Genomic DNA, 13,790 nt, shown 5'->3' with positions numbered 1-13,790 from the left:
GGTACGGCGAGCATCGCAGGGCGACATTGCAACGCGCAGCAGGGTTTGCGAGGTCCCAACCAAAGGTAAAAACAATGGCACGCACTGTCCAACTGAAGATCTACCGCTACGATCCGGACAAGGATTCGAAGCCCTATATGCAAGACGTCACCGTCGAGCTGAAAGACACCGACAAGATGCTGCTCGACGCACTGCAGCGCATCAAGGCCGACGTCGACGACTCGCTGGCCCTGCGCCGCTCCTGCCGCGAAGGCGTGTGCGGTTCGGACGCCATGAACATCAACGGCAAGAACGGCCTGGCCTGCACCACCAACCTGAACGAGCTGACCCAGCCGATCGTGCTGCGTCCGCTGCCGGGCCTGCCGGTGGTGCGCGACCTGATCGTCGACATGACCAACTTCTTCAAGCAGTACCACTCGATCAAGCCGTTCCTGATCAACGACTCGATCCCGCCGGAGAAGGAGCGTCTGCAGTCGCCGGAAGAGCGCGAAGAGCTGGACGGCGTGTACGAGTGCATCCTGTGCGCCTGCTGCTCGACCTCCTGCCCGTCGTTCTGGTGGAACCCGGACAAGTTCGTCGGCCCGGCCGGCCTGCTGCAGGCCTACCGCTTCATCGCCGACTCGCGCGACGAAGCGACCAACGAGCGCCTGGACAACCTGGAAGACCCGTACCGCCTGTTCCGCTGCCACTCGATCATGAATTGCACGGACGTGTGCCCGAAGGGCCTGAATCCGAACAAGGCGATCGGCAAGATCAAGGAATTGCTGGTTCGCCGCGCGATCTAAGGCGATCGCAGACCGCCCCGCTTGTCGGGGCGGTGCTCCATTGTGCGAAACGGCGCAATTGGGCCGGAACAGGTATATTTCCGGCGAAATGCGCCTAACTTGTTTCCATAAATACAGTAAAACTACCGTACTGCCGCTAAGCGGCAGCCGGAGTATAGTGTTGACCGAACAACGGACTCTAGTGTGAAAACGCATCAATCCGACCCCGCCAACCGCGCCCGCCTGCGCTGGCGCGCCCGCCGGGGCCTGCTCGAAAACGACCTGATCCTCACGCGCTTCCTGGATGCGCACGAAGAGGAATTGACGGACGAAGAAGTCGATGCGCTGACCCGTTTGCTGGACCTGGCGGACAATCCGCTGATGGACCTGCTGCTGGGACGCGCCGAGCCCGAGGGCGAGGTCGACCTGCCGCATGTGCGTGCTTTGGTGGCGCGCCTGCGGCAAGCGTAACGAAACCTTTGTTTTCGTTTTTTTGTATATCACCTCCCACAGAAGGAAGTGTCATGAATACCTCTGAAACCAAAGCCACCCTGTCGTTCTCGGACGGCAGCCCGTCGGTCGACATGCCGATCTACAAGGGCACCATCGGCCCGGACGTCATCGACATCCGCAAGCTGTACGGCCAGACCGGCAAGTTCACCTACGACCCCGGCTTCATGTCGACCGCCGCCTGTAACTCGAGCATCACCTACATCGACGGTGACAAGGGCGAGCTGCTGTACCGCGGCTACCCGATCGAGCAACTGGCCGTCAATTGCGACTTCCTGGAAACCTGCTACCTGCTGCTGAACGGCGAACTGCCGACCGCCGAGCAGAAGGCGACGTTCGAGAACACCGTGACCCGTCACACGATGATTCACGAGCAGATGAACTTCTTCTTCCGTGGCTTCCGCCGCGACGCGCACCCGATGTCGGTGCTGGTCGGTACCGTCGGCGCGCTGGCGTCGTTCTACCACGACTCGCTGGACATCAACGATCCGAAGCAGCGCGAGATCTCGGCAATCCGCCTGATCGCCAAGCTGCCGACCCTGGTCGCCATGGCGTACAAGTACTCGATCGGCCAGCCGTTCATGTACCCGCGCAACGACCTGTCGTACAGCGCGAACTTCATGCACATGATGTTCGGTAACCCGTGCGAAGAGTACAAGGTCAACGACGTGCTGGTGCGCGCCCTGGACCGCATCCTGATCCTGCACGCCGACCACGAGCAGAACGCATCGACCTCGACCGTCCGCCTGGCCGGTTCGTCGGGCGCCAACCCGTTCGCCTGTATCGCTGCCGGTATCGCCTGCCTGTGGGGCCCGGCGCACGGCGGCGCGAACGAAGCCGCACTGAACATGCTGAAGGAAATCGGCAGCGTCGAGAACATCCCGGCCTTCATCGAGAAGGTCAAGGACAAGAACTCGGGCGTGAAGCTGATGGGCTTCGGTCACCGCGTGTACAAGAACTTCGACCCGCGCGCCAAGCTGATGCGCGAAACCTGCCACGAAGTGCTGGAAGAGCTGGGCCTGCAGGACGACCCGCTGTTCAAGCTGGCGATGGAACTGGAAAAGATCGCCCTGAACGACGAATACTTCGTGTCGCGCAAGCTGTACCCGAACGTCGACTTCTACTCGGGCATCGTGCAGTCGGCCCTGGGCATCCCGGTCTCGCTGTTCACGGGTATCTTCGCGATGGCCCGTACCGTGGGCTGGATCGCCCAGTGGAACGAGATGATCGCCGATCCGGAACAGAAGATCGGCCGTCCGCGCCAGCTGTTCGTCGGTTCGCCGCGCCGCGACGTCCCGAGCATCGACAAGCGCTGATCCCGCTTTGTTCTCATGAGAAAGCGAGCCTGCGGGCTCGCTTTTTTTCTATATACTGGACTCATGTGCAAGCCAGCCGTCCGCGCCGATCGCCGAACCGCCTTCCTGTCCGAAGGCGTACGGTTGCTGCACGCGCGATTTTACCCGCGAGATCTCGCCTGGCTCTCCTGGGCTCGGTGAGGACAGCGCCGCACGAAGCGGCATCTTCCTCCCCGAGCCTATTCCAATGACCCACCCGGCTGCCGCCACCGGCGTCAGCCACGCCATTTGCTGGTCTGACCATTACAGGAGTTAAGCATGAGACCCAACATCACCGTATCCTCCCTCGACATGGAGCGCCTGGAAGCGTTGTTCGACGCACTGCCGCAGGCCCATGGCGACCGCGATTTCCACCTGACGGACGAGCTGGGCCGGGCCGACGTCGTCGATCCGGACGAGGTGCCGCCGAATGTGGTGACGATGAACTCGACCGTGCGCTTCGAGATCGACCACCCGGCGCAGGATTTCTGCATGACGCTGTCCTACCCGAAGGACATCGCCTTCGGCAGCGACCGGGTGTCGGTGCTGTCGCCGATCGGCAGCGCCCTGATCGGCCTGGCGGAAGGCGATACGATCGAATGGGCGCGCCCCGGCGGCGAACTGTTCAAGCTGACCGTGCTGGAACTGATTTACCAGCCGGAACGGGCAGGGGAACTGCACCGCTGAAAAGAAAACGGCTGCCGGATCGCTCCGGCAGCCGCCTTGTGGATGAGCTAAGGGGAGAAGCTTAAACCGCGTAATACGGCTCGACCGTGCCCTTCAGCTTGATCAGCATCGGACGGCCCTTGCGGTCCACGACCTTGCCGGCCGCGACCTTGATCCAGCCTTCGCTGACGCAGTATTCCTCGACGTCGGTGCGCTCTTTACCGTTGAAACGGATGCCGACCGGGTGCTTGAAGACCTCCGCGTTGTGATGCGGGCTACGCGGGTCGATCGACAGGTGGTCGGGCAGGGGAGGGAGTTGGGTAGTATCGTTCATGGCGATATTATCCACGATTCCTGATTCGGCCTCAATTGCACTTGCCGCGCACGATGGCGGCTCCCCAGAAGGGCAGGGCAAGCAGGCCGCCGACGCCCATGCCGTAGGTCTGGCCAAGGATCTTGAACTGCAGGCTGTGCGGCTGGAATTTCATCGCATCCGGATGCAGGCAGTCCGGCTTTTCCGCTTCGGAGAAGGCGCGCTCGAATTTCTGGTAGGCGTCGCCGCTGAGCGTCTTTCCCGACGGTGTGCCGAGCTTGCCCTTTTGTTCGGCCAGGGTCTCCCGCACCGCCTTCTCGATTACCGCGTCGCTCAGGCGCAGGCTGAGCTTCGGCTGCACGGCCTTGTGCTCCTCGAGTTCCTGCGTCGGCGCCTGCAGCGCGGCCGCACAGAGTCCTGCCGCCATCATCAAGGTCCACGCTCTCATCGCTCAAGTACGAAATTGCTGGAGAACCAACTGTACACGACTTATTGAACACTTGGTTTTCTTGCACATTTGGTTACATTTCCAACGTACAATGTAAGCACTGCAACCCACGAGGTCCCGATGAAACGCATTCTTGCATTGATCGCGGCAGTACTGCTGACGGCTACCGGCCCGGCCAGCGCCGCTTCCCAGGATTATTTCGACAACACCGGCCGCAGCGACGTGCTGTCCGGCGGCGTGCGCATGATTCCGATCACGACGCCGAAGGGCACCTTCAAGGTCTGGACCAAGCGCGTCGGCAACAACCCGACCATCAAGGTCCTGCTGCTGCACGGCGGCCCCGGCGCCACGCACGAGTATTTCGAAGCCTTCGACAGTTACTTCCCCGGCGCCAGCATCGAGTACTACTACTACGACCAGCTCGGATCGAGCTACAGCGACCAGCCCGACGATCCTTCCCTGGTCGACCTGCCGCGCTACGTGGAAGAGGTCGAGCAGGTGCGCAAGGCGCTGGGCCTGGACAACAAGAATTTCTACCTGCTGGGCCATTCCTGGGGCGGCATCCTGGCCGCCGAGTACGCGCTCAAGTACGGCCGCAACCTGAAGGGCCTGGTCATCTCGAACATGATGATGAGCATCCCGGCGTATAACAAATACGCCGACACCGTCCTGATGCCGCAGATGGACCAGAAGGCCCTGGCCGAGATCAGGCAGCTCGAAGCGGCCGGCAAGTACGAGGATCCGCGCTACATGGCGCTGCTGGTCCCGAATCACTACGAGCACCACGTCCTGCGCATGCCGGCCGACCAGTGGCCCGAGCCGGTCAAGCGCTCGTTCGCGCACATCAACCCGAAGATCTACGTGCCGATGCAGGGCCCGAGCGAACTGGGCGCCCACAACGCGCGCCTGGAAAACTGGGACCGCGTCGCCGACCTGCCGAAGATCGCGGTGCCGACCCTGGTGATCGCCGGCCTGCACGACACCATGGATCCGGCCCATATGAAGATGGTGTCGCAGAAGGTGCAGCATGGCCGCCTGCTGGAATGCCCGAACGGCAGCCACATGTCGATGTACGACGACCAGAAGACCTATTTCAAGGGCCTGATCAAATTCCTGCGCGACGTCGACGGAGGGCGCTTCTGATGCTGAAATCATTCATCCTGGCCTGCGCGCTGTGCTTCGCCAGCCTCGCCCAGGCCGCCAGCGCCGACCCGGCCCTGAGCAAGCAGGTCAACGCCTTCGTCGACGGCTGGCACGATGACGCGGCCCACGCGCGCATGGCTTATTTCGACAAGATGGCGCCGGACGGCGTCTACATCGGCACCGACCGCAGCGAGCTGTGGCAGCGCGACGCGTTCAAGGCCTGGGCCCGCAAATACTTCGAAGGCAAGCAGTCCGCCTGGTCGTTCAAGGCCACCCGGCGCAATGTCTACGCCTCCGACGACGGCAAGCTGATCTGGTTCGACGAACTGCTGGACACCCCGAACATGGGCCACTGCATGGCCAGCGGCGTGATCCGCCGGACCGGCAAGGGATTCGAAATCCTGCACTACCAGCTGTCGATGGCGGTGCCGAACGGGATCGCGAAGCAGGTGACGGCGCTGGTGACGCAGGCCGAGGCCGCGCCCTCGAAATAGCCGGCGTTCAATTTCTTGATGCTATCGTTTCGTCCCGCAGGTACAACACCGGGCACGGAGTTGCTGACAGCTTCCGCGCCCTAAACTAGAATGTTGCTTTGCAACAATCCATGATCCTCCGTAGAAGTCGCATGCGGAGTGAGATTGACGAGCCGCTCCATGGGAACCTATTACGACATCGCACACTGGCGCTCCAGGGTTTTCGCAACCCTGCTGTCGTATGTGGTCATGCTCGGCACGCTCGCGGCGGTGCCCAGCATCGGCCTGTCGGTCAGCGAGGGCCTCTGGCCGGTCGCCGCAATGGACAGCCTGGCGCTGGCGTGGGTGATCGCGCTCTGGCGTCTTCCGCGTGTCGACTACACCTTCCGGGTCGTGAATTTCCTCGCGATCCTGTACATGATCGGCATCGGCCTGATGCTGACCGTCGGGCCGGTGAGCCAGATCTTCCTGGTCGCGTTGCCCGTGCTGAGCGTGGTGCTGCTGGGCATGCGGCCGGCGATCGGCGCGCTGCTGTTCAGCGGCGCGACCATCTTCACGCTCGGCATCGCCGGCTATGCCAGGCTGTACGTGGCGGGCATGGAAGAGCATGCCTTTTTGCCCTGCCTGATCGTCACCCTGAACTACCTGTTCGTCGGCGCCCTGATCACCCTGACCTGCGGCGGCCTGCTGCAGCGCCTGAACTCATCGATGGAAGAGCTGGGCCGGACCGCCGATTCGCTCGAAGAGGGCCATGCCCGTCTGCATGAGCTGAATGCCGAGCTGCGCCTGACCTCGGCCGCGGTGGCGCGCCTCAACGACATGGTGCTGATCGCCCGGGTGGTCGATGTCGAGGGCGCCGAACAGCCTGTCATCTTCGCCAACGACGCCTTCGTGCGCCGCACCGGCTATTCGCGCGAAGACATCGTCGGGCGCAGCATGCGCCTGCTGTACGGCCCCGATACCGACCAGGCCGAGGTCGCGCGCATCCTCAGCGCCATGCAGCGCGGCGAGCCAGTGACGGCCGAGCTGGTGAACTACGCCAAGAGCGGCGAAAAATACTGGGTCGAGATGGAGATGGTGCCCTTTGCCGGCGAAGGCGGCCGCAACACGCACTGGGTGGTGGTCGGGCGCGACATCACCGAGCGCCGCAACGACGCCGACGCCATCCACCGCCTGGCCTTCTACGACGTGCTGACCGGGCTGCCCAACCGGCGCCTGCTGATCGAGCGCCTCGACGCCATGGTCGCGCGCGCCTACACGGGCGGCGGCCTGGGCGCGGTGCTGTTCATCGACCTCGACAATTTCAAGACCATCAACGATGCGCGCGGCCATGCGATCGGCGACACGATGCTCAAGCATGCCGCCGCGCGCGTCGCCGGCGTGCTGCGCCAGGGCGATACCGTGGCGCGCTTGGGCGGCGACGAATTCGTGGTCCTGCTCGAGAACCTGGGCCGGGAAGTCGAGCGCGCCACCCTCGTGGCGCAGACCGTGGCCGAAAAGATCCGCAGCGTCCTGGCCCAGGACGTCGAGATCGACGGCCAGCTCTACAATGCCTCGGCCAGCATCGGCATCGCGCTGCCGCTGCGCGACGGCAAGACCGGCCACGACCTGCTGCGCGAAGCCGATACCGCGATGTACCGCGCCAAGGTCGCCGGCCGCAACGGCGTCGCCCTGTTCGAGACCGGCATGCTGGCCGAGGCCGAGCGCAAGCTGACCCTGGAACGCGACCTGGCGAACGCGATGGAGAACGGCGAACTGTCGATGCACCTGCAGATGCAGATCGACCACCGGCGCGTGCCGGTCGGCGCCGAGCTCCTGATGCGCTGGCGGCGCGCGGACGGCAACATGGTCGCGCCCGACGTGTTCATCCCGGCGGCCGAATCGAGCGCCCTGATCGTCCCGCTCGGCCACTGGGTGCTGCGCCAGGCCTGCCTGTACTGGCAGCGCCTCGACCGCGCCGGCCTGGCGGTGCCGCTGTCGATCAACGTCAGCCCGCTGCAGTTCCGCCAGCCCGACTTCGTCGACCAGGTCTGCACCATCCTGGTCGAGACCGGCGCGCCGGCCAGCCAGCTGATCTTCGAAGTCACCGAAGGGCTGCTGGTCAACGATCTCAATGAAACCATCGCGCGCATGCACGAGCTGGCGCAGATGGGGATCCGCTTCTCGATCGACGATTTCGGCACCGGCTACTCGAACCTGGCCTACCTGAAAAAGATGCCGCTGTACGAACTCAAGATCGACAAGAGCTTCATCCGCGACACCCCGGGCGACGCCAACGGCACCGCCATCGTGCAGTCGATCCTGGCGATGGCCGACCATCTCGGATTGCGCGTGGTGGCGGAAGGCGTCGAGACCGTGCAGCAGGCCGAGTTCCTGACGGCCAACCGCAAGCCGGCGATGCAGGGCTTCCTGTTCTCGCGCCCGGCGCCGCTGGACGACTTCATCGCGCAGCTGCAGGGCTGGCAGTCGAAGGACGCCGCCTGAGCGGACTTACATCTTGAGGCCGAGCGCGGCCAGCGCCTGGCGGCCGCTGTCCAGCGTCGGCAGCAGCTGCACGCCGTCGACGGCATCGAGGCGCGCCACGCCGGCGCCGCCGGCCCATAATTCCACCGCCGGCGGCAGCAGCTGGCGCAGCTGCGCCAGCGCCGGCGCCAGCTGGCGGCGCGGATAGGCCGCCGAAAACGACAGCGCCACGACCCCGGTACCGTAGGCCGCCGCTGCGCGCGCGATGTCGAGCAGCGGGGTCTCGGTGCCCAGCGAAATGCAGGTCGCGCCTTCCAGCGAGAGCATGGCTTCGGCCATCAGCAGGCCGAGGCCATGCCCTTCGCCAGGCACGGTGGTGAGGAGGATGCGCGGACCCTGGCGGGCGCCGGGCAGGTCGGCGATCGCCTGGCGCAGCAGGCTCTCTACCGATTCGGTATAGAAATGTTCGTCGAAGACGTCGAAGCTGCCGTCTTCCCAGCACAGGCCGACGGCCGCCGTGAGCGGCGCCACGGTCTGCTCGACGAAGCGCTCCAGGCCCTGGCGCGCCAGCGCCTGGCGCAGCGCGTGGCGGGCAGCAATCGGGTCGCGCTCGCGGATCAGGTCCAGCAGCAGCGCGATCGCGCCATCCTGCGGCTCGTCCGCCGCCGCGCGCAGCTCCGGCGCGGCCAGCGCGGCCAGCTCGCCGGGCGCCAGCGCGGCAAGGGCGCCGGGGCGGTGGCCCTGGTCCATCAGGCGCTTCATCAGGCGCAGGCGCTCGACCTGCTCGGCCGGGTAGCTGCGCTCGCCGTTCGCGTCGCGCTCCGGCTGCGGGAAGCCGTAGCGCCGTTCCCAGACCCGCAGCACGTCCTTGGACAGCCGGGTCTCGCGCTCGACGGCGGCGATACTGAGGGTAGTTTGTGTAATCGTCATGAGTGACTGTATTCTAGCCGCCAGTCGGCAGGCTTGCCCAACGCGCCGCGCGGAAGCTGCGGGCCGAGGGTGATCGCCTTCGGACGCTCGAGCGGCGCCAGCCTGGCGTCGGCCCAGGCGCGCAGCTCCTGCGCGAAGGCGGCGCCGGCGCCGGGACGCGGCACCACGAAGGCCTTCAGGCGCTGGCCCTCGTCGGGGCGCATCAGGCGCACGGCCGCATCTTCCACCAGCGGGTGCGCCAGCAGCACATTGCGCACCCGTTCCGGGAACACGTTGACGCCGCCCACCTGGACCGCGGCGTCGCGGCGCGCGCCCACCGTGAAGCGGTCGGCGCCGCACCACGCCAGGCCGTCCTGCGGCGCCAGGGCGCGCACGACGCCATCGGGGCCGCGGCGCAGCACCTCGTCGTCGAGGCCGGGCACGCGTTCCAGGTAGGGCAGCAGGCGATAGGCGTCGCGGTGCGAGGCGCGCCATCCGAGGCCGCCGGTTTCGGACGCGCCGTAGATCTGGACCAGCGAAGCCAGCCCCGCCGCCTCGGCCTGTTCCGCGACCGTATCGGGGCAGGGCGCGGTCGAGCTGACGCCCGTCACGTCCTCGGGGAAGCGCGCCCCGCTGCCCGTCGCCGCCTGCCAGAACTGCGGATGGCCGACCACCAGGTCGCCGGGCAGCGCATGCCTGGCCAGCTGCGAGGGCAGGCGCGCGCGCACGCTGACGACCTGGTCCGCTTCAAGGCCGAGATGGCGCGGCAGCAGCACGCCGAACAGGAAACCGTAGATGTGATGGCTGGGCACCGCCAGCAGCAGGCGCCGGCGCCGCGGGAACAGCGCGGCCAGGCTGGCCGCTTCCTGTTCCAGGGCGGCGAGGGCGTGCGTGCAGCGTTTTGGCTCGCCGCTGCTGCCCGAGGTGCGGAAAGTCAGTTCGGCGTCCCAGTGCTGCAGGGCGGCGGTGGCGATGTCGAGCCAGCCGTCCAGGGTGCGGCGCGCCAGCAGGTAGTCCTCGATCCCGCTGCGGTGCATCTGCAGGGCTTCGGCCAGGCTGCCCGCCAGGTGCAGCAGCTCGAGCGAGTCGACGCCGAGGTCGTGCTGCAGCGACAGCGAGCCGGTCCAGCCGGCGGGCAGCAGGAACTGGTCATGGCGCAGCGCCGCCAGCTCGCCCGCCGCCAGGTCGGCGACGAAGCGCAGCAGCGCGCCGCGGTCGGTCCACCATGGGGAGGCGTGCATGGCTTACAGGCGCTTCACGAAGATCCAGAAGGTGCCGTCGCTGATGGCCTTCTTCATGTGGATCTTCACCTTGGTCGGCGTCATCTTGTAGTCGAACACGTACTCGAACATGGTGTTCAGGTTGTTGGCGCGCACGCCGGCGTCGAACACGCCCTTGAAGCGGGCCGTGTTGGTGCAGGGCGCGACGTCGCGGAAGAAGTTGGTGCCGATCACGGCGTCGGCCTTGCGGCCGGTGATCTCCGCCTCGGCCTGGTTGTAGCGCAGGATCCTGCCCTGGGCGTCGAGCTGGATGGCGCCGAAGGCCAGTTCATCGATCTTGTTGCCGGGCAGCTTGGACAGGGAATTGTCGATATCGTCCTTGCCGAAGGCGATCACGTTCGGGATTGACAGCATGGGTGCTCCTTGTTGGTCTCGGTTGTTTGTCTTATTTGTCTAGGACAAAACACAATTGTATATTGCTTTGCGGTAATTGCAAGTGAATATAGCGGTTGTTGTCGTGGACAAACATCCATCGACCGGGGCTGCCGGACGCCCGCTGTCCGCCTGTGCTAAGGTTGCGCCTGTGAACACGACCCCTTTCAGCGCCTACATCGGCCGTTTCGCGCCATCTCCGACCGGCCCCTTGCACGCCGGTTCGCTGGTCGCCGCCCTGGCCAGCTACCTCGACGCCCGCGCCAACAAGGGGCGCTGGCTGATCCGCATCGAAGACATCGACGAAGGCCGCGCCGTGCCCGGGGCGGCCGAGACCATCCTCGAACAGCTGGCCTGGCTGGGCATGGATTCGGACGGGGAGATCGTCTGGCAGAGCCAGCGCAAGGCGCTCTACCAGGCTGCCCGCGAGCGGCTCGCGGCGCATGTGTACGGCTGCGGCTGCAACCGCAGGGAGATCGCCGATTCGCGCCTCGGCGTCGGGCCGGACGGCGCGGCCATCTATCCCGGCACCTGCCGCCACGGCCTGGCGCCGGGCCGCGAAGCGCGCAGCCTGCGCCTGCGCGTGCCGGAAGCGGGCGCGGACGCGGTAGGCTTCCATGACCGCTTCGCCGGCTGGCAGGAACAGCGGCTGGCGCTGGAATCGGGGGACTTCGTGCTCAAGCGCGCCGACGGCTACTGGGCCTACCAGCTCGCGGTGGTGGTGGACGATGCGGAACAGGGCGTGACCGACGTCGTGCGCGGCGCGGACCTGCTCGACTCGACCCCGCGCCAGATCTACCTGCAGCGCCTGCTCGGCGTGCCGACGCCGCGCTACCTGCACGTGCCGGTGGTGCGCAATGCGAATGGTGAAAAGCTGTCCAAGCAGACCGGGGCGCTGGCGATCCTGCCCGGCGAACATGCTCATTCGGAAGAGGCCGCCGTTGCAGCCTTGCAACAAGCCGCCGGCTTCCTCGGCCTGCGCCTTGGCGCGCGGGCCGCGTCGACAAGCACCCTGGCCGCGTTCTGGCAGGAGGCGGTCCCGGCCTGGGCAAACCTCCTCGCCGAACGCGGCGCCGTGCTGCGTGGCTAGCTAGCCCACCTCCTGTCTATTTCTGCCAGCTGGTTTCCGGACGCCGGCGCCGGCTCGCCCACAGCAGGCCGCCCAGCCCGCCCGCCAGCAGGGCCCACCCGGCGGGTTCCGGAACCGGCGCAGCCACGATGAAGCCGCGGATCTCGCCTTCCGGATGGGCGGTCGTGTGGATGTTGATGTAAGCCTCGTTGGCATTGATGGAGTCCACCAGCGCCGAAGCCGCCCCCTGCACCGTACCGCCGTTCGCCTTCAGGAAGGCCGGGTCATAGGTGGTTTCGTCGTACAGCCCGAAGGTCCTGGTGTAGGAGCCGGACTTGACCCCGGCCGGGAAGTCGGTGAACGGCACCGCGACCGGCGACGTCCCGGTGAAGGCCTCGCTGGTGCAGCAGTGGACGTGGGCCTCGGTGGTGCTGCCGACCAGGTTGTTGAACGGCATGTCCACCGACATATTCGTGCCGCTGAACTCGATCGTCGCGATGCTGTTGCCGGGCGAGCCGTTGGGCGGACTCTCGGCCGGGCCGCTGGCCACGGCCTGGTAGGTTTGGGCGAAGGCCGGGGTGGCCAGGGCCGACGCCGCCGCCAGTGCTAGAACGGACAGAACTTGTTTCATGGAATACATCGTGTTGAACAGAGTCTCTGCAACGCACCCCGTCCTGGGATGCGATCAAAAACTTAGCACCAGTGGATGGGGCGGACTCGCACCGTACGGCTGAGATAGTGCCCTTAAGAACCGAGGGGTTCGGAGATATTCCTGCCCGGGGCCGGGTGGCGTTCCCGGCTGGTTTTCCTTCATGATGGTGATGCTGCCGTCCGCCTCGGGAAAGGCGCACCGCATTTCGTGGCGGGCGCAGCCGGCTCCGCGCAGCGCCTGCTCGATGTCGATCTGGCCGATACGGTTGCGCCGCATGGTCCTGTCGAAGAAAACGCCGTCGCGCCCGATCAGCACGACCTCGCCTTCGACCATCGCTTCCATCTTCCGGCTGCGCGCCGACAGCAGGCCGATACTGCCGTTCAGCACGATCAGGGTCGCCGCGATGATCAGGCCGCCGCTCACGGAATCATCGCCGCCGGACAGGCCGTTCGACACCGCTTCCGACAGCAGCATGACGACCAGCAGGTCGAAGGGCGTGAACTGGCCGATGGTGCGGCGCCCGGACAGGCGCACCATGACCAGCAGCGCCAGGTAGACCATCGCGCCGCGCAAAATAAATTCCCACCACGGAAGATCCATATCGAACATGGCGGCCTCTCAAGGAATGCTGACGGATGAGAGGATTGTAATGACGAGTCCGCGTTTCGATCGTGCGCTAGGGAACGTAGCGGCCTTCCGGCGTCACCACCCGCACCACCGTTTCCTTGTAGTCGCGGAAGCCCATGCGCAGGTAGAACGCGTGCGCCGCCTGGTTGGCGCGCATCACGTGCAGGAAGGGTGTTTCGCTGCGCAGCAGCTGGCGCCGGATCAGCTTCAGCATCAGGCGGCGCGCATAGCCGCGGCCCTCGTAGCCGGGGCGGGTGCAGACCCCGCTGATCTCGCGCAGGCCGGGCGCCGCCATGCGCTCGCCGGCCATGGCGATCAGGCGCCGGCTGCCGCCATGCCCTTCTTCGAAGTAGCCGAAGTACTCGCCCAGCTCGATGGTGCGCGGACCGAAGGGGCCGGGGCGGGTCAGCATGGCCAGCTCGAGCGCCCGGGCAGCATCTTCGGTGCCGAGGAAATTCGCGTCCGGCGCCTCGTCGAGCTCCGGCAGCGCGCCGTCCCAGACCATGCGGAACATGGTCGACTCGGCTTCGATGCGCCAGCCGCCGGGCGCCGGACCCGACCAGGCGTCGCAGTAGAAGCGCTCGCCGGCTTCGCAGAAGGGCTCCAGCGCCGCGAAGTCCGGCTGCTGCGGATCCGGAAAGCCGATGATGGGGGAGAAGCCCTGCGCATAGCGCCTGGCCCGGTCGGTGCCGCTCGACAGGTGGTAGTGCGCGCCGTTCAGGGTGTTCCAGAAGATGTTATCGAGCAAATGTGCCATGCTCAATATT

At 65.9% G+C, this 13,790-nt stretch carries 16 protein-coding genes; 8 read left to right on the top strand and 8 right to left on the bottom strand.

What is annotated here, in order from left to right; translation table 11 throughout:
• Nucleotides 1-74: 74 nt before the first annotated feature.
• The 4 genes from AM586_RS08090 to rnk all read left to right on the top strand — a co-directional run bounded on the left by AM586_RS08090 (nt 75) and on the right by rnk (nt 3,295).
• Complete coding sequence (locus tag AM586_RS08090; RefSeq protein WP_047823982.1) at nt 75-785, top strand: succinate dehydrogenase iron-sulfur subunit; 711 nt, start codon at nt 75-77, stop codon at nt 783-785.
• 183 nt (nt 786-968) lie between these two features.
• Nucleotides 969-1,235, top strand: coding sequence for a succinate dehydrogenase assembly factor 2 (locus AM586_RS08085; RefSeq protein ID WP_047823985.1), 267 nt, complete (start codon nt 969-971; stop codon nt 1,233-1,235).
• 53 nt (nt 1,236-1,288) lie between these two features.
• Nucleotides 1,289-2,590 (top strand): citrate synthase, encoded by a 1,302-nt coding sequence (gene gltA, locus AM586_RS08080; RefSeq protein WP_047823987.1) that lies wholly within the window; start codon nt 1,289-1,291, stop codon nt 2,588-2,590.
• Between the two features lie 297 nt (nt 2,591-2,887).
• Nucleotides 2,888-3,295 (top strand): nucleoside diphosphate kinase regulator, encoded by a 408-nt coding sequence (gene rnk, locus AM586_RS08075; protein WP_047823988.1) that lies wholly within the window; start codon nt 2,888-2,890, stop codon nt 3,293-3,295.
• A 61-nt stretch (nt 3,296-3,356) separates the two neighbouring features.
• On the opposite strand, the gene AM586_RS08070 is transcribed toward rnk, so the two are convergent.
• Together AM586_RS08070 and AM586_RS08065 are read right to left on the bottom strand one after the other, a co-directional pair.
• Complete coding sequence (locus tag AM586_RS08070; protein WP_047823990.1) at nt 3,357-3,608, bottom strand: DUF3297 family protein; 252 nt, start codon at nt 3,606-3,608, stop codon at nt 3,357-3,359.
• A gap of 31 nt (nt 3,609-3,639) precedes the next feature.
• Nucleotides 3,640-4,014 (bottom strand): hypothetical protein, encoded by a 375-nt coding sequence (locus tag AM586_RS08065; protein ID WP_156328136.1) that lies wholly within the window; start codon nt 4,012-4,014, stop codon nt 3,640-3,642.
• Nucleotides 4,015-4,155: 141 nt separating this feature from the next.
• Here AM586_RS08065 and AM586_RS08060 point away from each other — a divergent pair, with 141 nt between their 5' ends.
• The 3 genes from AM586_RS08060 (at nt 4,156) to AM586_RS29165 (ending at nt 8,135) form a co-directional block, all read left to right on the top strand.
• Nucleotides 4,156-5,178, top strand: a complete 1,023-nt coding sequence (locus AM586_RS08060; RefSeq protein ID WP_047823993.1) for a proline iminopeptidase-family hydrolase — start codon at nt 4,156-4,158, stop codon at nt 5,176-5,178.
• Nucleotides 5,178-5,672, top strand: a complete 495-nt coding sequence (locus AM586_RS08055; protein WP_047823995.1) for a nuclear transport factor 2 family protein — start codon at nt 5,178-5,180, stop codon at nt 5,670-5,672. Before AM586_RS08060 ends, AM586_RS08055 begins: the two co-directional genes overlap by 1 nt.
• A 159-nt stretch (nt 5,673-5,831) precedes the next feature.
• Complete coding sequence (locus tag AM586_RS29165) at nt 5,832-8,135, top strand: bifunctional diguanylate cyclase/phosphodiesterase (RefSeq protein WP_047823997.1); 2,304 nt, start codon at nt 5,832-5,834, stop codon at nt 8,133-8,135.
• A gap of 6 nt (nt 8,136-8,141) precedes the next feature.
• Here AM586_RS29165 and AM586_RS08045 read toward each other — a convergent pair whose 3' ends face one another.
• The 3 genes from AM586_RS08045 to pyp are packed head-to-tail and all read right to left on the bottom strand — an operon-like array spanning nt 8,142 to nt 10,657.
• Nucleotides 8,142-9,044 (bottom strand): MerR family transcriptional regulator, encoded by a 903-nt coding sequence (locus AM586_RS08045; RefSeq protein WP_047823999.1) that lies wholly within the window; start codon nt 9,042-9,044, stop codon nt 8,142-8,144.
• Nucleotides 9,041-10,264: an AMP-binding protein gene (locus AM586_RS08040; RefSeq protein ID WP_047824000.1), complete on the bottom strand. Its 1,224-nt coding sequence runs from the start codon at nt 10,262-10,264 to the stop codon at nt 9,041-9,043. The genes AM586_RS08045 and AM586_RS08040 overlap by 4 nt, the downstream gene beginning before the upstream one ends.
• A gap of 3 nt (nt 10,265-10,267) precedes the next feature.
• Entirely contained in the window at nt 10,268-10,657 is a 390-nt protein-coding gene (pyp, locus tag AM586_RS08035; RefSeq protein WP_047824002.1) for a photoactive yellow protein, read from the bottom strand.
• Between the two features lie 169 nt (nt 10,658-10,826).
• Here pyp and gluQRS point away from each other — a divergent pair, with 169 nt between their 5' ends.
• Nucleotides 10,827-11,765: a tRNA glutamyl-Q(34) synthetase GluQRS gene (gluQRS, locus tag AM586_RS08030; protein ID WP_047824004.1), complete on the top strand. Its 939-nt coding sequence runs from the start codon at nt 10,827-10,829 to the stop codon at nt 11,763-11,765.
• Between the two features lie 16 nt (nt 11,766-11,781).
• Here the strand turns inward: gluQRS and AM586_RS08025 are convergent, their stop codons facing one another.
• The 3 genes from AM586_RS08025 to AM586_RS08015 all read right to left on the bottom strand — a co-directional run bounded on the left by AM586_RS08025 (nt 11,782) and on the right by AM586_RS08015 (nt 13,780).
• Nucleotides 11,782-12,375 (bottom strand): CHRD domain-containing protein, encoded by a 594-nt coding sequence (locus tag AM586_RS08025; RefSeq protein ID WP_047824668.1) that lies wholly within the window; start codon nt 12,373-12,375, stop codon nt 11,782-11,784.
• Nucleotides 12,376-12,429: 54 nt separating this feature from the next.
• Nucleotides 12,430-13,005 (bottom strand): DUF421 domain-containing protein, encoded by a 576-nt coding sequence (locus tag AM586_RS08020; RefSeq protein ID WP_307163492.1) that lies wholly within the window; start codon nt 13,003-13,005, stop codon nt 12,430-12,432.
• 67 nt (nt 13,006-13,072) lie between these two features.
• Nucleotides 13,073-13,780 (bottom strand): GNAT family N-acetyltransferase, encoded by a 708-nt coding sequence (locus AM586_RS08015; RefSeq protein WP_047824006.1) that lies wholly within the window; start codon nt 13,778-13,780, stop codon nt 13,073-13,075.
• Nucleotides 13,781-13,790 lie beyond the last annotated feature (10 nt).

The sequence above is a fragment of the Massilia sp. WG5 genome (assembly GCF_001412595.2).
Taxonomy (GTDB): Bacteria; Pseudomonadota; Gammaproteobacteria; order Burkholderiales; family Burkholderiaceae_D; genus Telluria.
The sequence above is the reverse complement of the archived record's forward strand: the minus strand, read 5'-3'. Positions and strand labels throughout refer to the sequence as shown.